This is a genomic window from Flavobacterium fructosi (assembly GCF_042787335.1).
Taxonomy (GTDB): domain Bacteria; phylum Bacteroidota; class Bacteroidia; order Flavobacteriales; family Flavobacteriaceae; genus Flavobacterium; species Flavobacterium fructosi.
In genome coordinates this window covers 542,765-561,159 of record NZ_JBHZQA010000002.1, presented here as the reverse complement: position 1 = coordinate 561,159, position 18,395 = coordinate 542,765, and the positions used below count along the sequence as shown (strand labels likewise).

The 18,395-nt window shown below is 34.5% G+C and carries 14 protein-coding genes, 1 rRNA gene and 2 pseudogenes; 5 read left to right on the top strand and 12 right to left on the bottom strand.

Annotated features, from left to right (window positions below):
- Together ACFX5D_RS05340 and ACFX5D_RS05335 are read right to left on the bottom strand one after the other, a co-directional pair.
- Positions 1–316, bottom strand: a 16S ribosomal RNA gene (locus tag ACFX5D_RS05340); the annotation flags it as partial.
- Between the two features lie 1,014 nt (positions 317–1,330).
- A complete protein-coding gene (locus ACFX5D_RS05335; protein ID WP_379857209.1) occupies positions 1,331–2,566 on the bottom strand; it encodes an ABC transporter permease in 1,236 nt (411 codons plus the stop codon).
- Between the two features lie 203 nt (positions 2,567–2,769).
- Between ACFX5D_RS05335 and ACFX5D_RS05330 the strand changes: the two genes are divergently transcribed.
- On the top strand, positions 2,770–3,897 hold the full coding sequence (locus ACFX5D_RS05330) for an exo-beta-N-acetylmuramidase NamZ family protein (RefSeq protein WP_379857208.1): 1,128 nt from the start codon (positions 2,770–2,772) through the stop codon (positions 3,895–3,897).
- A 75-nt stretch (positions 3,898–3,972) separates the two neighbouring features.
- On the opposite strand, the gene ACFX5D_RS05325 is transcribed toward ACFX5D_RS05330, so the two are convergent.
- Positions 3,973–4,467: a YkgJ family cysteine cluster protein gene (locus tag ACFX5D_RS05325; protein WP_379857207.1), complete on the bottom strand. Its 495-nt coding sequence runs from the start codon at positions 4,465–4,467 to the stop codon at positions 3,973–3,975.
- A gap of 84 nt (positions 4,468–4,551) precedes the next feature.
- On the opposite strand from ACFX5D_RS05325, the gene ACFX5D_RS05320 reads away from it, so the two are divergent.
- Entirely contained in the window at positions 4,552–5,259 is a 708-nt protein-coding gene (locus tag ACFX5D_RS05320) for a class I SAM-dependent methyltransferase (protein WP_379857206.1), read from the top strand.
- A gap of 39 nt (positions 5,260–5,298) precedes the next feature.
- Positions 5,299–5,841 carry a YfiT family bacillithiol transferase gene (locus ACFX5D_RS05315; protein WP_379857205.1) on the top strand — a complete coding sequence of 181 codons (543 nt, stop codon included), beginning with the start codon at positions 5,299–5,301 and terminating at the stop codon, positions 5,839–5,841.
- A gap of 77 nt (positions 5,842–5,918) precedes the next feature.
- On the opposite strand, the gene ACFX5D_RS05310 is transcribed toward ACFX5D_RS05315, so the two are convergent.
- From ACFX5D_RS05310 to ACFX5D_RS05280, 7 genes are all read right to left on the bottom strand, one after another.
- On the bottom strand, positions 5,919–6,551 hold the full coding sequence (locus tag ACFX5D_RS05310) for a 7-carboxy-7-deazaguanine synthase QueE (protein ID WP_379857204.1): 633 nt from the start codon (positions 6,549–6,551) through the stop codon (positions 5,919–5,921).
- A gap of 259 nt (positions 6,552–6,810) precedes the next feature.
- The gene (locus ACFX5D_RS05305) at positions 6,811–8,478 is read right to left on the bottom strand and encodes a tetratricopeptide repeat protein (protein ID WP_379857203.1); all 1,668 of its coding nucleotides are present in this window, start codon (positions 8,476–8,478) and stop codon (positions 6,811–6,813) included.
- A 16-nt stretch (positions 8,479–8,494) separates the two neighbouring features.
- Entirely contained in the window at positions 8,495–9,418 is a 924-nt protein-coding gene (locus tag ACFX5D_RS05300) for a PstS family phosphate ABC transporter substrate-binding protein (protein WP_379857202.1), read from the bottom strand.
- A gap of 233 nt (positions 9,419–9,651) precedes the next feature.
- Positions 9,652–10,446, bottom strand: a complete 795-nt coding sequence (locus ACFX5D_RS05295) for an energy transducer TonB (protein ID WP_379857201.1) — start codon at positions 10,444–10,446, stop codon at positions 9,652–9,654.
- A gap of 39 nt (positions 10,447–10,485) precedes the next feature.
- Positions 10,486–11,034 carry an ExbD/TolR family protein gene (locus ACFX5D_RS05290; RefSeq protein ID WP_379857200.1) on the bottom strand — a complete coding sequence of 183 codons (549 nt, stop codon included), beginning with the start codon at positions 11,032–11,034 and terminating at the stop codon, positions 10,486–10,488.
- A gap of 15 nt (positions 11,035–11,049) precedes the next feature.
- Positions 11,050–11,664: an ExbD/TolR family protein gene (locus tag ACFX5D_RS05285; protein WP_379857199.1), complete on the bottom strand. Its 615-nt coding sequence runs from the start codon at positions 11,662–11,664 to the stop codon at positions 11,050–11,052.
- A 76-nt stretch (positions 11,665–11,740) separates the two neighbouring features.
- Entirely contained in the window at positions 11,741–12,559 is an 819-nt protein-coding gene (locus ACFX5D_RS05280; RefSeq protein WP_379857198.1) for a MotA/TolQ/ExbB proton channel family protein, read from the bottom strand.
- 385 nt (positions 12,560–12,944) lie between these two features.
- Here ACFX5D_RS05280 and ACFX5D_RS05275 point away from each other — a divergent pair.
- A pseudogene (locus ACFX5D_RS05275) lies at positions 12,945–14,212 on the top strand (helicase HerA-like domain-containing protein); the annotation flags it as partial.
- Positions 14,202–14,333, top strand: a pseudogene (locus ACFX5D_RS05270) (cupin domain-containing protein); the annotation flags it as partial. The pseudogenes ACFX5D_RS05275 and ACFX5D_RS05270, both read left to right, overlap by 11 nt.
- 57 nt (positions 14,334–14,390) lie before the next feature.
- On the opposite strand, the gene ACFX5D_RS05265 reads toward ACFX5D_RS05270, so the two are convergent.
- Together ACFX5D_RS05265 and ACFX5D_RS05260 are read right to left on the bottom strand one after the other, a co-directional pair.
- Positions 14,391–15,728, bottom strand: a complete 1,338-nt coding sequence (locus ACFX5D_RS05265; RefSeq protein WP_379857197.1) for an FAD-dependent oxidoreductase — start codon at positions 15,726–15,728, stop codon at positions 14,391–14,393.
- Between the two features lie 247 nt (positions 15,729–15,975).
- On the bottom strand, positions 15,976–18,360 hold the full coding sequence (locus tag ACFX5D_RS05260) for a penicillin acylase family protein (protein WP_379857196.1): 2,385 nt from the start codon (positions 18,358–18,360) through the stop codon (positions 15,976–15,978).
- Positions 18,361–18,395 lie beyond the last annotated feature (35 nt).

The window sequence follows — 18,395 nt, the reverse complement described above, 5'->3', positions numbered from 1 at the left end:
AGTACCAGTGTGGGGGATCTCCCTCTCAGGACCCCTACCCATCGTAGCCTTGGTATGCCGTTACCATACCAACTAGCTAATGGGACGCATGCTCATCTTTCACCGATAAATCTTTAATATATAAATGATGCCATTCATATATACTATAAGGTATTAATCCAAATTTCTCTGGGCTATCCCTTTGTGAAAGGTAGATTGCATACGCGTTACGCACCCGTGCGCCGGTCTCTAGTTCCGAAAAACTATACCCCTCGACTTGCATGTGTTAAGCCTGCCGCTAGCGTTCATCCTGAGCCAGGATCAAACTCTTCATCGTATATTGTGTGAGTCCAGATAAATCTGGTCTCTTTATTTATGTGACTGAAGTTCTAGTGGTTTTTTCAAATCTTTCAATTCTATTACTCTTATTCTTTTGTCTTAAGATCGCTCTTAAAACGGCTGTCAATTCAATATGTCTAGGAACGTGTTCTGCTTGTTTTTCCCTTCGTTTAACACACATTGTGCGTCTCTGGAAGCGGGTGCAAAAGTGCAACTTCTTTTCTTAACTGGCAAGAAATTTTTGAAGTTTTTTTAGAAAAATTTTATCTCCATTTACTTCTATTATTCTTATCAGTTTGTCAAGGAACTTTACTCTTTTTGCGGGGTGCAAATGTAGTAAGCGTTTTCTAATCTCACAAGCTTTTTAAAATCTTTTTTAGAAAATAAATTCTCGTTTTCGATTCGTAGTACTTGCCAGTTTATTAAAGAACGTATGCGTTGTTGCGGGTGCAAAACTAGCACCTTTATACCGTTATTCAAGCTTTTTAATCCCTTTTTTTTGACCTTTTCCTAACATTCGCTTTAAATCGCTGGAAACGTGATTTTTGAAAGTGAATTATTTTACTATACCAGACCCTCTCCGAAGGAAAGGGTAACTTTATATCTCAAAAATCGCAGATATAGTTATATAAGTAGCAAATACTATATACGCTGCCAAAACCACAATCCGATATATTAAGGTAATAGATGAATATCCATCAATGAGATTTCATCTTTGACTAAATGACAAAGTCAGCGATATACTGTGCCTTATCAAGAAAGAAAAGAAACTAAAACCCGTACAAACGTCATGAAATCGTTATTATCTGAAATTTTTCCTTTTGATTAAATGGCAAAGTCGATGAAACGCTGCGCGCGTTAGGGATAGTAGTGTAAAGCCCAGAGGAAAGTGTAGTGAAACGTCACTTTACGAGGACTTGCAGCGAATAGCCTGACCCATTATAAAAAAAGAGGCAACTACCCTCCACGATAATTGCCTCTTTTTTTATAATGGGGAACGCCCAAATGAAATCTAATCGAAACGAATGGCTTTTACCGGAGATATCTTGGTTATTATATAGGAAGGAATTAGTAACACTAAGAAACAAATGGTTACAGTTAGTAAATTCAATAATAGCACATATCCCCAATTAAGATATACTGGCGCTTGGTTGACATAGTAATTTTCTGGGTTGAGTTTGATTATTCCAAAATGCTGCTGGATTAACAACAAAGATATCCCAATTAAATTTCCCCAAAACAATCCCCTTACTATAAGGTAAAAGGCATTGTAGAGAAATATTTTCCTAACTAACCAATTATCAGCCCCTAATGCTTTTAATATTCCTATCATTTGGGTTCGTTCGAGAATTAACACTAATAGCGCAACTACCATGTTGATTGTCGCCACTAAAATCATCACGACTAAAATGATTATAATATTAAAATCAAATAATTGAAGCCACTCGAATATGTAACTGTATTTCTCGATAATGGTTTTTGTATCAAGCGTTGAAGCAGTTTGCTCGTACACCTGCTCACCAGTTGTTTTAATATTGTTGAAATCATTTACGAAAACTTCGAATGCCCCTACTTCATTTGGGCTCCATTTATTGATGCGCTGTAGGTGGCGAATATCACCTAACACATAAGTAGCATCGAATTCCTGAAAACCAGAATTAAAAATACCGGTGATCTGGAATCTTCGGATGTTAGGTAATTTATTTTGGCTCTCTTTTATGAAGAATGTATTGAATGAATCGCCAACTTTTAAATTTAGTCTGTTCGCCAAGAATTGAGAAATCAATACTTCTTGATTTAAATCTTTAGAAAAATCGGGCAGTTTACCCGAAATCAGGTATTCTTTAATATTATCCCATTGGTAATCTTCCCCTACACCTTTTAGAATAATTCCTTCAAAAGCGCTTTCGGTTCTTATAATTCCGGCTTTTGTCGCGATGGCTTGAATGTGATTTATTCCTGGAACGGAAATGAATTTTGGATAAAAATCCTGCTTCTTGGAAATAGGCACCAGCGTAACTTCCGACTGGTTGTTGTCGTAATTTGAAATAATAATATGCCCATTGAAAGCCGAAACCTTTTCCCTTATTTTTTGTTGCAACCCAATTCCCGTTGCTACAGAAATAATCATCATGATCATACCAATGGCTATTGCTGAAATTGCAATTTTTATAATTGGTGCAGATATGCTACTTTTATAATCTTTAGCAGTAATGAGTCTTTTGGCAATGAAGTATTCTAAATTCAAGTTGATTCGATTTCTATTTTGGATTTGCTAAGCCAGTTTGCTTCGCTTGCATCAAAAATACAGCTAAAACACGAATTACACTAATAGACATTAATTTTATTATGCTTTATCACATGACTAAATTTATAAAAAACACCTTTTCTCTTTTATTTTTATTCACCAATCTAATCTCTTGTACGGTCAAAAAAACTCAAGCGCAGGAGATGAAAAACGACAGTTTAAAAAAAATAACCATCGTTTCCTATAATAGTATTAAAACTGGTGCCGATAATTATACTGTTTATCTTCCTTTATTAAAAGGCAAAAAAATTGGAATCGTAACCAACCAAACTGGAATTCTATCTAACAAAACTCATCTCGTCGATTTTCTATTAGAAAAAGACATTGCAATCAAAACCATTTTTGCTCCCGAACATGGTTTTCGAGGAACTGCGGATGCAGGTGAACATATTGCCGACGGAAAGGATCGTAAAACAGGATTGCCAATCATTTCGCTTTATGGGGAAAACAAAAAACCAAAATCTGAACAACTGGCTGGAATTGACATTCTGATTTTTGATCTGCAAGATGTCGGCGCTAGATTTTACACCTATATTTCCTCCTTACATTATATCATAGAGGCTTGCGCCGAAAATAATATTCCACTACTCATTCTTGACCGACCAAATCCCAATATAACTATTATTGACGGACCGATTCTGGAAGCAGCGTTTACTAGTTTTGTGGGCATGCACCCAATTCCTTTGCTTCACGGAATGACCATTGGTGAATATGCCAAAATGATTAATGGAGAAAAATGGGTAAAGAATGGAACTCAATGTAAATTGACGGTGATTCCTTGTGTGAATTACAACCGAAAAATGAATTACAGTTTGCCAATTAAACCATCTCCAAATCTTCCTAACGACAAAGCGGTGAATTTATATGCTAGTTTATGTCTTTTTGAAGGCACAAATGTCAGCGTGGGCCGCGGCACTGAGAATCAATTTCAAATTTATGGTTCGCCTTATTTACCAAAGAGCGACTTTAGTTTTATTCCGAGACCAAATTTAGGCGCCCAAAACCCAGTTTATAATGGAGTGCTTTGTTATGGCGAAGATTTGTCAAAATATCCACAAGTAAATCAACTGGAATTAAAGTGGCTTATTAAATCCTACGATACAACCTATGATAAATCAAAATTCTTTAATTCCTTTTTCACAAAATTGGTCGGGACCAAGAAACTACAGCAGCAAATAGAGAGTGGACTTCCTGAAAAGGAAATCAGAGAATCTTGGAAGAAGGGGATTCTTGAGTTTAAGGCAATGAGATCTAAATATTTGATCTATTAGTCCTCACCCCAGCCTTCTCCAAAGGAGAGGGAGACAAGACTGAATATGTTTAGTTTATTTTGATGAAAATATTTTTTAAAGAGGCAATTTCTTTTTCATCTCCTCAACAATATTAAAAGCTGCAGGACATATAGCAACATTTTTCAGCGTTAGATCCGTAATTTGCTGAAATTTCTTTCTATCAGTATGAGGAAACTCCCGGCAGGCTTTTGGACGAACATCATAAATCATACAAGCATTTTCATTATCTAGAAAAGTACAAGGCACACTTTGCAAAACATAATCTCTGTCTTCATCAATTTGAAGATATTGCGCGATAAATTGTTGGGGTTTTTGTCTAAGATATTTTGAAACACGTTCAATATCGGCATCGGTAAATAAAGGTCCAGTTGTTTTGCAACAATTGGCACATTTTAAACAATCCGTTTTTTTGAATTCAGCATCATGCAAATCCTGCATAACATAATCTAAATTCTTTGGTGTTTTCTTTTTTAGCTTATCGAAATACTTTTTGTTTTCGATATGCTTATCTTTGGCTTCTTTAGGAAGATTATTTAAAATAGTATCCATTTGTCTGGTCGGTTATTCGATAAAACATTTTGCGAAATTACTTAAAACAAATCAACAAATAACTAAATTAACATACCAACTCTAATGAAAGACCTTTTCGGCAAAGCCATACTTGATTATCAAACTAATAATGCTCCCGAAGATTTAATTACGGAGACTACCATTTCTGAAGAAGATGAAATGTCAGTTGCCTATTTATTTCGATCTTATGATGAAATGCCACAAATGGAAAAAAAAGCGTTACAACTTGCCAAAGGTAAAGTCCTAGATGTAGGTTGTGGCGCAGGTAGCCATAGCTTGTCTTTGCAAAACGAACGAAATTTAGACGTTACTTCAATTGATATTTCAGCAAATGCAATCCAAGCATGTACACTTCGTGGATTAAAGAATGCAAAAATTCAGGATGTGATGACACTAGATAATGAAAAGTACGACACTATATTACTTTTAATGAATGGTGCTGGAATGTGCGGAAAATTAAAAAACATTCCTAATTTCCTTCTAAAACTAAAATCTTTATTAAATCCTGACGGACAAATTCTATTGGATAGTTCTGACATCATTTATATGTTTGATGATGATGAAGACGGCGGAAAGTGGATTCCTTCAAAAAAAGAATATTATGGCGAAATTGTTTTTAATATCTCGTACAAAGGTGATAAAGAAAAACCGTTCGATTGGATGTTCATTGATTACAATACGCTACAAAATGCAGCTTTAGATAATGGATTTCAATGTGAATTAATTCTTGAAGGTGAGCATTATGATTACTTGGCGAAGCTTTCGATTTAAAGAAAGATAAAAGAACCACCAATAAAGACAAATAAAATTATGGAAAATTCAGTATTAGAGAAACTACGTTATCCGATAAGTAAGTTTATTGCACCCGAATTATATTCTGGTAATTATTTAGCAGAAAAAATAGCGGAGATTTCTTCTTTTCCAGAACGACTAAAAAAAGAAGTGATTTATTTAACCGAGGAACAACTCGACACACCTTATCGACAAGATGGCTGGACAATTCGTCAAGTAATTCACCATTGCGCAGATAGTCACATGAATTGTTTCATTAGAATCAAATGGGCTTTAACAGAAGATAAACCCATAATAAAATTCTATCATGAAGACCGTTGGGCAGAAATGCATGATAATTTAAATATGCCTATTCAACCCACCTTATCTTTTCTAGAAGGGTTGCACTTCCGATTGTCCTATTTAATAAAAAGTTTAAACGAAGTAGATTTAGAAAAGATATTCATTCACCCCGAACATAATAGCGAATTTAAAATCAAGGAAATAATTGGGCTTTACGCTTGGCATGGCAATCACCATTTAGCTCATATCACCGAATTGAAAAAACAAAAAGGTTGGTAATTAAGTTGGCCTTATGTTTTAACATTCCCACTAATGAAAATACCCCAAACTGTAATTACGTTTGGGGTATTTGTGTATTAAGGGATATTTAGATATTTATGTGTTTGTAAAGATACGCGCCACTTAGGATTGTTCATTACATAGTCTACTATTAATGGAGTCATCTCTTCTTTCTTGCTCCACTCTGGCTGAAGAAATAAAATAGCATTTGGATTCACTTTTTCGGCTTGTTCTTCTGCAAAAATAAAGTCATGCTTATTGTAAATAATCACTTTCAGCTCATGCGCATTATCATAAACGGTTTCTGTAGGTAATTTATTTTTCTTTGGCGAAAGACAAATCCAATCCCAAGATCCTGAAAGCGGATACGCTCCTGAGGTTTCAATATGTACTTTTAAATTTTGATCTTTGAGTTTATGAGTAAGTAAAGTCATATCCCACATTAACGGTTCTCCACCAGTAACAACAACAGTATCGGCATATTTATTTGCATTGGCAACTATCAGATCAATGCTTGTTGGCGGATGTAATTCCGCATTCCAGCTTTCTTTAACATCACACCAATGACAACCCACATCACAGCCTCCAATTCTAATAAAGTATGCTGCTGTACCAGTATGAAAACCCTCACCCTGAATAGTGTAGAATTCTTCCATCAGCGGAAGCATTGCACCTTTATTAACTTCTAATTGTATTTCTTTTGATAACATTCTTTTATTTTAAAGTGCAAAGATAGTTAATTTGAAAAGGAGTTAATTTGAAATTTTAAAAATGCTTACGGAAAATTACCATTAATAACCGAGCCCCGACAGAAGCGACATCTTTTTTAAAAGGCCCTTTATCGGCCTTTAAAAAGATAGAGCAAATAGCAAGACTAATCCTAGCAAATTAATCTCAGAGTATACGTTCAAAAAAAAAACCGATAGTTCTTTTGAAACTATCGGTTTTATATTTGTTGAAATCTCCTAATTATTTCAAAGTTTTCAATGCGTCTAATGCGTATTGGTTAGCTGGATCAATAGCAAGTGTTTTGTTTAAGTATTCTTTTGCTTTTACTTTATCCGTTTTAGAATAGATTACGGCAATATTATTATAAGCTTCTATAAATTTGGTCTTCACAGCTGGTTTAGCTAACTCTTCAGCTCCTTTTTGTGTAGTCTTATCTATATAATCTTGGTATGCTTTAGTCATTACAGCATCGTTTTCAAGCAATCTATTTGTTCTAGCGCTATACAAATAAGCTTCTTGATAGCTTGGAGATGCGGCAATTACATTGGCGAAGGCGGCATCTGCTTTTTGTAAAGCAATAGGATCAGCTTTTACGTCTTTTCTGTTATTATCATAATATAACGATAAGCCATAATAAACATTATCATCTAAATAGTTTCTTGACTCTTTATTACTTGAACTAAGTTCAAAAATTGCAGCGGCTTCTTTGAATAATTTTTGAGCAAATAATTTTTTACCCACTTCATTCAAATCCTCAGCTGCGATAGGTAGAAGTTCGATTCCTTTTTTGATGATAGCCAAACCTTCTTTGAAAGCAGTTGGATCAACCGAAAGACCATCAGCACTTGTTCCCTTTTTAATTTTCACCAAACCTAAAGTAATATAATCTTTAGCGATAATCTTGTTAGCTGGATTTGATATAAAACTTTCTAAAGAAGTTTTTGCTAAATCATCATTTCCGTTTTCGTATGCAGCATAACCCAAATAACGTAAAATTCTTGGATTAACATTATCCAATTCTTTCATTTTATTAGCCTCAATTTCAAGTGCTTTATAATCCCCTACAAGAATAAGGAAATCAGCATGACGCATGCGCGATGTTATGGAATAATCTGTTAAACTCATGTATTTATCATAAAACCCAATCGCCGTTTTCAAACTTTCAACAGATTTTGATGGTTTATTTCTAGCAATTTTATAATAGGTTTCAGCAAGTTCTCTATAAACTGGTCCATAATTAGGATTTAAAGCAATTACTTCATTAAATGCTTTAATTGCCTCGTCATATGATTTAGCACCTTTTAGCAAAACTCCTAATTGCATTTTAGCCCTTAACAATGTATTATCGGCTTGAAAAGCATTCCTGTACGCAACATAAGACTCATTCTGATTATTATCACCAAAATAAGCGTCTCCTAATGCAAGTAGCACTTGAGGGTCAGATGAATTATTAATTTTAGCGCGATTCAAAATTGCGATGGCACTCTTATAATCTGGCTTTTCAGTATTCATATAAGCTCTACCTACATATACTAATTCTTCAACATCTTTTTTATTAATTCCTTTAGTACCAAGTCCAAAATTAGTTTGAGCTGCAGCTTTATTATCATTATCTAAATCAATTTGTCCTAAACCGATATAGTTTAGTTTTCCGTTATCACTCCCCGTTAATCCTTTTTGAAAATAGATTTTAGCAGAATCCGTTACACTTTGATTAAGATAGATATTTCCTAAAAGAAACGAGGCTCTTCCATTACTTGGTTTAGCTTGAATGACCGATTTTAATATCGATTTTGCTTTCTCAAATTGTTCTGCGTCAATTGCTTTTTTTGCTTGAGTTAAATCTTGAGCTTGACTCACGGACACCGAAGCTAATAAAGCAACACTAAAAATTTTAAATTTATTCATCTTTGTTGTAGTTAATTTATTTTTTATCGTTTTCAATATTTTTCCTAATTGTTATATTCCTTCCGGGAATACGAACAGGAAGCAATCCAGATTTTAAAATTATTCTTTGTCCTATATCTCCTGCTACAAATGAAGCGAAGCCCATTCCTAATCCAGAATATCCCTGACAATTTATAATATACAAATCGCGTGCCAAAGGGTATTTTCTCTCTGCGATATTATTCTGAGTTGGGGCAAAAGCATTTTCACTATCCAGCCCTTTTACGTTTAATGCATTTACATTATCAACATATTTTTGCATTGCCGGCATAGGTTGTGAAAGCCAATTAACCCCAACAATCCCAATCATACCTTCATTTTCCGAAACATATTTAATAACTTCATCATTCGTCTTAAATGAAAACACACCCTTTTCAGGTATTGCTTTTACTCCTGCCAAAGAATTCATGTATCGAATAGTACTTGAATTTGGATTATCGAAAACTAATCCCTTAATGGATGGAACTGTATTCCCCTGCATAAAGCTGATAATATCCTTTAACGCGACAATAGTATCATTATTATTTTTCTTGGAGATTAAAGCCACTGCATCAGTAGCGAACATCGTTACTTTAGGAACTATTTTCTTTTGTTCAAATATCTTTGTTTCCTCTACTGTCAAATTTCTTGACAAGATAGCTATCGCAGACTTTTCGTTAAACAATGAGTTAACAGTCTCTGCTTCTGATTTAGAAATAAGTTTAATTTTAGCTTCATATCTATTTTCAAAAACTTCAACCTGGTCTTCAATAACAGGGGTTAGCGTTTCATCGACATAAACAGTTGCTGAACCTTTAAGTATGGTTTCCTTGTTCTTAGCGCTTTTAGATTGGTTGCATGCGAAAAATAATATAATTACTGCAAGAAAAACAAAATACGAAATGTTAACATAATTTTTCATAATCTAGTTTGTGTTAGCATTAATAATCCGGAAGAATCTAATGGAAGCATACACTATAAGTAATACCCCAAAAGCAATTCTATAATTTGGTTGAATCGCAAGAGGAAAATTCTTCATAAAGATAATAAATAAACCCAAAATAAGATAAACCAGAAAAAACAAAATCCCTAAAACAAGAAGAAATCGCTCTTTAAGCGATTTCTTCTTAATATTCTTTACTATGTTATTCAACATTATTCTGCAGTTTGAATAGTAATAGGAAGAGAATAAAGCACCCTTACTTTTTTACCATTTTGCTCTCCAGGGTTCCATCTAGGACATTTGTTTAAAACACGAATAGCTTCTTTTCCTGTACCGTAACCAATATCTCTAATTACTTTGATATCCGTTAATGAACCATCTTTCTCCACTACAAATGTAACATACACTTTACCTTTCAGACCATCTTCTTCAGGAGTTTGGTAATTTTTACCTACATAAGAGTAAAATTTATCCATACCACCTGGGAATTCTGGTTTAACCTCGATACCAGCAGTATTATAAATTTGATTATCCTCTTCAACAACTGCGGCAGGACCTGTACCTACTGGCTCAACGGTCAATACTGCATCTGGATCACCTTTAATAGTTTCAGCACCTAATTTTTTGTCTTTTATCTCAACAATTTTTGGTGGTTCTTCCGTTACTTCATCTGCTTTGGCCACTACTGGCTTAACAAATTTTACTTGATCCACCTTTGGAGGCGGTGGTGGAGGCGGAGGAAGATCTTTTTTTATTTCTTCTTTCTTAGGCGGCAATTTGATTGCTGTGATTTTCGTATCTAATGTTTCAGTATCATCTGAAGAATTAGGAAGAAGACTTACAATAAGTGGCGCACTAACTGCAAGAGCAAAAACAATTGCGCCAAGCACAAGTGCTTTAACCGTGGTCTTGTTATTTGTCTTTCTAAGCTCATAAGCGCCATAGGCCTTATTACGACCTTCGAATACAATATCAAGCCATTGGTTTGTGAATATATCTAATTTCATTTTTCTTAGTTATTAGGTTATTGAGTAATAAGATAAATCTTATTTACCTTCTAACAATTTTTGTTCCTCTGGAGTAAAATCATTTACGATAGCATACGTTGGCACATCTACAATCGCCATTTCATCTAGAATATCAACTAAATTACGGTAATTTGATTTTTTACTTGGTTTGATAATAACAATCATTCCTTTATCTTTATTACCTGTGTATTCAAGAACTGACATTTTTCTTTTCTGCAATTCTTTACGAATCCCTTCTTTACCGTAAGAAATTTCTTTTGGACCTGCAATTGGAGTTGCTAATAACCCCATGTAATATGTCAACTTATTATCATCACCTAATAATAATGTCATAGTACGGTTCTCATCAACTTTGATTGGCTTATCCTTATTTTTATCGTCTTCCTTATCTGGCAAACCCAAACTCATCGATTGAGGTTTAGACAACGTCGTAGTAAGCATAAAGAAGGTGATTAATAAGAATGCTAAATCCACCATAGCAGTTAAATCTACTTTTGATCCTGATTTTTTACTTCTTACCTTTCCACCTTTTTTGCCACCACCGTCGCCGGTATTTAATTCAGCCATTTTAGTGTATTTTTTTTAGTTTTTTTCTTTTGCTTTTAAACCAGTAACTAAAGAGAAGTTATTGATTTTTTGGTCTTGTAAAATATCCATAACTCTAAATATAGCTGGATACTCTTCTTTTGCATCACCTTTTATAGCAATTTGCAATTCTTTATCATCTACTTCAATATTTGCAATACGAGCATTGTAGATCCATTCTTTCAATTGATTATCAAGCGAATCTTTAGGAATACCTGGTTGCAAACCTTCTTTACTTCTTTCTGCAGTTTTCATTGCAATCAGCTGCTTAAGATTTGCTATTGGCACTCCAATTCCCTCCATTAATGCAAATTTTGAAGATTCCTCTTCTGTAAATGCAACACCGTACTTTTGACCCATCAATTCAAGCGTTCTTTTACGAACCTCTCTACCTTTTAAGTCAAAAAATACCTTGCCTTTCCCTATAGTGATTGTAGCCAAATCCGTTTCTGGGAGCTTTGTTTGAACTTGTGAAGCAGGAGTGTCTACTGGCAATGCTTCCGGAATCTTAGCTGTAGCAGTCAAAATAAAGAAAGTCAGCAAAAGAAAAGCCACATCACACATAGCTGTCATATCAATAGACGCTGCTTTTTTGGACATTTTTATAGCCATTAATATATTTTTTAATATTTATAAGAAAATAGATCTTTTTACAAGATTGCTATTTTCTTATAAATTAAATTATTAATTATTTTTGAGTACTTCTGTAGTGTCTGTAAGTATTTACAATTGTATTACCAGCCTCATCGATAGAATAAGTCAAAGTATCAATTTTAGAAGTAAAAAAGTTGTAAGCAACAATAGCTAAAGCTGAAGTCGAGATACCTGTTGCAGTGTTGATCAAAGCTTCAGAGATACCATTTGCAAGTGCAGCTTGATCTGGAGTTCCAGCAGAAGCCAACGCACCAAAAGCTTTAATCATCCCTGTTACTGTACCTAACAAACCTGCAAGGGTTCCTAATGAAACTAAAGTAGAAAGAATAGTCATATGTTTTTCTAACATTGGCATCTCTAACGAAGTAGCTTCTTCGATTTCTTTATGGATAGTTTCAGCAGCAGCTTCGCTATCTAATCCTTCTTTTTTAACGTCTTGGTATTTTAACAAAGCAGATTTTATTGCATTAGCAACTGATCCTTTTTGTTTATCACACAAAGTAATAGCACCATCGATATCTCCAGTAGTAATGTTATTTTGAACATTTTTCATAAAAGTATCTAAATTACCTTTTCCAGCTGCTTTTGAAATTACTGCAAAACGCTCAAAAGAGAATACAATTACCATTAATAGACATCCTAATAAAATTGGTACAATAGGACCTCCTTTGTAAACCATTGCTAAATAATTTCCTGGTATCGGGTGACCTGTATTAACTCCACCTTCGAAATTAGCACCATTACCCATTATAAAATTCCATACAATCCATCCAACAAAAACACATGCAACAATAATGATTCCTGAAATCATTCCTCCTCCTTTTGATCCGCTTTCTTTTTTAACGTTTGCCATTTTTTTTTTAATTTTAATAGTTTTAAATAATAATCTTTAGTTATAATAAACTTGTAGTGGAGCAAATTTATATTTTTAGTTTAAATAAAAAAACTTTTTTTTATTTTATTGTAATTAATTTTATTTCAATAAATACACTATCTTCCATTCCTTTGCATTTATATCAAAATATATAATAAATTTAAACGTTTAACTTATATAAACCTACTATATTATGAAATATAGTGACAATATGCTAATGTACAAGCAGAAGATAAATAAAATATTTTTTTTAACAATTCTTAACAAAAAAGCAATAAAACAGTAGTAAATACTAAAAATAACGCCATTTTAAAAAAAAAAATAACTTGCAATTAATTTAAATTTTATTAAATTTGACTAAACCATGGCTAGAAAAGATGCTTTTATAAAAAACATTTAATGAAGGGTATAATTCAAAAGGGGAAAGTATCATTCTGGGCGGCGCTATACTTGATGGTGAAGCTTTAACTGATGATCAAGTCAAAATACCTTTAAAAACATTAAATCGTCATAGATTAATTGTTGGCGCTACTGGGACTGGAAAAACGAAAACTATTCAGGTTTTTTCGGAACAGTTGTCTACAATTGTAATTCCGGTGCTAATGATGGACCTTAAAGAAGATTTTAGCGGTATCGCAAAAGAAGGCGAAGAAAAAGCTTTTATAACCGAACGCTATGCTAAAATAAACATTCCTTACTCTACCTCCAGCTTTCCCGTCGAACTACTAACGATCTCAGAGCAAAATGGAGTTCGTCTTCGCGCCACCGTTTCAAAATTTGGACCCGTTTTATTTTCCCGCATACTAAACTTGAATGATACGCAAGCCGGAGTAGCTTCAGTAATATTCAAATATTGTGACGATAATAAGATGGCCTTATTGGATTTAAAGAACCTCAAAAAAGTAATCAATTATATTACCGAGGAAGCCAAAGATAAAATTACAGAAAACTATTGCAAAATATCCACTTTTATAACGGGTACAATCCTAAGAAAAATAATTGAACTGGAGCAGCAAGGAGCTGAACTGTTTTTTGGTGAAATATCATTTGACATCGAAGATTTAATGCGGATTGATGAAAACAGAAAAGGATATGTCAATATTATCCGCTTGACAGACATTCAAGACAAACCCAAACTATTCTCCAGATTTATATTGAGTTTAGTGGCTGAAATCTACCAGCAAATGCCGGAAAAAGGAGATATGGATCAGGCTGAATTAGTTATTTTTATTAACGAAGCCCATTTAATTTTTAATAAAGCTAGCAAAACCTTGCTAGAACAAATAGAAATCATTGTTAAACTGATTCGTTCTACAAGGAGTTGGCGCGTATTTTATAACTCAAAACCCTATGGATATCCCCAGCGGAGTTTTGGCACAATTAGGATTAAAAATACAACATGTTGTAAGAGCTTTTACTGCAAATGATAGAGAATCTATCAAAAAAACAGCCGATAACTATCCGATTTCAGAATTTTATAAAACCGATAAAGTACTGACTAGGTTAGGAATTGGAGAAGCATTAGGGACAGCGCTGAATGAAAAAAGAATCCCTACGACACTTGCCGCTAGTATTATGCGAGCGCCAATGAACCGAATAGATCTTTTGACTGAAAGCGAGATCCAATCAGTCCCTAAAAATTGAAAAAAACACCCGAGTTCAATATTCCAATCTTTTTGACGTAGCCTGCGAATACATTGCTAATTGCAAACCGGCTTTCGATTTTACAAAAGTTCATCGAGAAGAGGATTAACAGCGGCAATTAAAATTCAATTCTAACACTTTAGAATTGAATTTTGATTGCTATTTTTTATTCTAAAAGAGTCAAAATCATATCTTCTACTACTGCGGTATTCCAGATATTCTCGATATTATCCATTCTCAAAACTTCATCCATAATGGCATTTTGATAATCACCTATTGCCAAAGCCTCAGCATACGGACGATCACTAAATGTCACTCGGCTATAAAGCGGAATCCATTTATCAGGATGTTTATCAGAAAATGATTTTTCGATTTTCTTCTGCAACAAAAATTTCTCATCAGCCGTTTTGGAACTCATTTCCAAAAAATTGCGATAGGAAAGCTCGGCAATAGCATCAGCATTGGGTTTACGGGATTTTTCATATTCTGAAAAGATCGTTTTCCAATCATCGCCATACTTTTCAATCATTTCATGAAGTACTGAAATATCTTCAAAACCGGCATTCATCCCTTGTCCATAAAAGGGAACAATAGCATGACAAGCATCGCCAATTAACGCCACTTTATCTTCATAAGTCCACGGAAAACATTTCATAGTTACGAGCGTACTCGTTGGGTTTTTGAAAAAATCTTCGGCTAATTTTGGTATAACATCAATTGTATCGGGTAGATTCTTTTCAAAAAACTCCTCAACCAATTTTCTATCAGTCAAAGAAGCAAAAGAGTTTTCTCCTTCAAAGGGCATAAATAAAGTACAGGTAAAACTACCGTCTAAATTAGGCAACGCAATTAGCATGTACTCGCCTCGCGGCCATATATGAAAGGAATTCTTATCTAATTTATGAGAACCATCAGCATTTGCAGGAATATTCAATTCTTTATAGCCCATATTTAAAAACTCTTGCGAGTAATTAAACATGCTCTGACGCTGCATACGGTGACGAATTCTTGAAAAAGCGCCATCGGCACCAAAAACCATATCATACTTCTTATCTTCCCAAGCTCCACGCTCGGTTTCACCAATATGCAACGTAGCATCATCTAAAGTGACATCCCAAATTTTATGTTCAAAGAAGAACTCAGCACCAGCATTTTCGGCTAAGTCTATCATTTTCCTGTTCAAACTACCTCTCGAAATCGAATAAATAGATTCGCCTTCCTGACCGTAATTCTGAAAATTGAGTTTATCAACCAAATGTATGGCGCGTTTATCCATTGGTATCGCAATAGTACGAACGTCATCCCCTACCCCAACAGCCTCTAATGCTTTCCAACCACGGTTTGACATTGCCAAATTTATGGACCGGCCCGAAAATTGAATTTGTCGAATATCTGGACTACGATCATAAACATGAACAGTATGACCCGCTTTACGGAGATAAATAGCTAATAAGGAACCGACTAATCCGGAACCAACAATTGCTATTTTTTTAGGAGTTTGCATCAAGAAAAAAGTAAATGTAAGTTCGCAAAATTAAGTAATAATCAACAGAATCAGGCAATTTAGCAGATTTATTTGGGCGTGACCCTCCCAAAAAGGTTGGGTCGGGCTTTTCGTTGCAATCCACGCTAAAAAGCGTGGGATTTCCACTGCAATCCCTCACGCAAACCATCGTTTGAAAGATACTAATTTAAGCACCGACAAAAATAAAAGTCGATAAATATTAAAACAACACTTTTCTACTCGTTTTTCATTTTGGCAAGAAAACTAATTTCGTCGAAGTCTTAACAATCTCCACTTTATTCAGCTTCATTTTTCTAAATTCCCCTGCATTGTAAAGTTCCGCTTGATCGCTATAATGGGAACTCAGCGGATTCCCAGATTGTCCTGTTGGTAAAATACCCCAACTGTTTTCTATATCCGAAAAATCGATGACTCTTCTCGACGACGGGCCACCTTTTACAACGTATGTTGCATCATCGGTATAGTCAAAAAATTGGTTGTTGATTACCTCATTAGAACCCGGAACTTCAAACGGTCCCACATTAAAAATTCTTCTCAATGCTGCCACCTTTCCTAAAGGATGTTGATGTTCCAAAACATGAACTCGATTCCAAGTCCACGAAGTAACTGAATTTCCCAGTTGTTTTTCTAAGGACGCCATTGCTTCTTTATAAGATTTCAAAAGAATCTGGCTTCTGTTTTCTTTCACACTTTTAGTAGCAATGTTATCCCACCAAAGTGAGTTTTTATTTGCCATTTGTTTGGCAACAATTTGCTTCATGATATGCGTTGCAAGAAACTGCTTAAAATTAGCTTTTCCAAGTTCATCTTGAAAGGTGTTCTTTAAATAAAAATAAATCCATTTATTGTAAATTGTCGGAGCCACATCATCCAGATTAGTAGATCCTTTCCAAGATTTTAAAACATCAATAGCTGTTTTTTCATTTTTAGAAAGCCCATTATAATTTACATTCGAAATTAAAGTCGCCACAACTTCTGGCGTAACTACTGAGGTATTATCAAAAATCATTTTGCTGACAGACTCTTTATCCCAATTGGATTTTTGATCTAGCAATTGAGTGATTCTTTTAGCTCTGTCTTCTGGAAGATAGTATCCAGGATATAAAAATCCATCTATCGGTTCTGGTTGATTATTGGCAGAATAAACATAATTCCATTCTGGATTTACTGCCGAAGGATTTTTGGAAAAATCCAAAAATTCGGTAATATCATCTTTGCCGCTGGCGCCATCCAATATAAAATTAGTATTCACACCTTCATTGTGTTTGTATAACTTCCCGGTTGCCCACCAAGCCACATTTCCTTTGGCATCGCCATACATTACATTCAATCCCGGCGCAGCGATTAAAGCCACTCCTTTGTGAAAATCATTTTTATTTTTAGCGTGCGAAAGGGTATATACAGCATCGAGAATCTGGACAGGTTGTTGGGTATAAATCCAAGACATGGCAACGGGTTTATCTATATTTAAACCATCAATCAGATCATTCATAATAGGTCCGTGGCGGCTTACTTTTAAATTCAAAACCACATCGAGAGAGTCTTTTACTTTTAGGATTTTTTTTCTAGTTTCATAATTACTAAATCCTTTTGGTGTTCTATACTTAGTGGCGTCATAAGGATTGTTCTCTTCTTGATAAAAATCGATATCATCATTTTCAAACATCGTCAAACCATACGCATATTCTCTGTTATGACCCAATAAAGGATATGGTGTTCCTGCCAGATAACAACCGTACAACTCAAAATCTGGTGTTACGATATGTGCTTCATACCAAGTTCCCGGCTGTGAAAATCCAATGTGCGGATCATTGGCAAAAATCACTTTCCCGTTTTTCGTCTTATGTGGTGCTAGTACCCAACTGTTACTTCCCACAAAAGGAGGAATTGGAGATTGGTCTAAAAGAGAAGCTACTGAATTAGCAATTGCGGCATATTCCTGAGGTTGTACTTTGGCATTTTTAATTCGGGTAGTATTGAAAGAGCCATCGATACCAAAATCCTTCAAATAATTCATTCCGTATTTATTGCGAATATCAGTCAACAACGGATCTGACTTTTGAGCCATTGCAAAACTAAAAGACATATAACCAAAGATATTATAAACGTCGTTTATAGTAAACTTTTCCTTCTTAACTCCAATTAAACTAAACTCTATAGGAGTTATTCCTTCATCAATATATTGATTAATTCCATCTAAGTAGGCCATCGTCAATTGATAACTTGGGCTATTTTTATCCAATACTGCAATCGCTTTTGCAGAAGCTTCTTCGATTCCTAATCCAGCAAAAAACTTATCATTTTTCAAAGCAACTGAGCCAAATATTTCAGACAAACGCCCAGGAGCTATGCGCCTCATCAATTCCATTTGCCATAATCGGTCTTGCGCATGGACATAACCCAAAACTTCCATCGCGTCTTTGGAGCTGCTAGCATAAATATGAGGGACCCCAAATTCATCAAAATAAACTGTAGTTTCTTTCTGGATATTTTTCAGTGGCACCTTGCCTTCATATTTTGGTTTTAGATAAAAACCATAAACAACTAAAGCAGTTGTTATACTAATTAGTAAGGCAAGTAAAACCAGTATGGCTTTTTTGAGTGTTTTCATCTTTGAATAAATTGGTTAACAAATATATATGATTT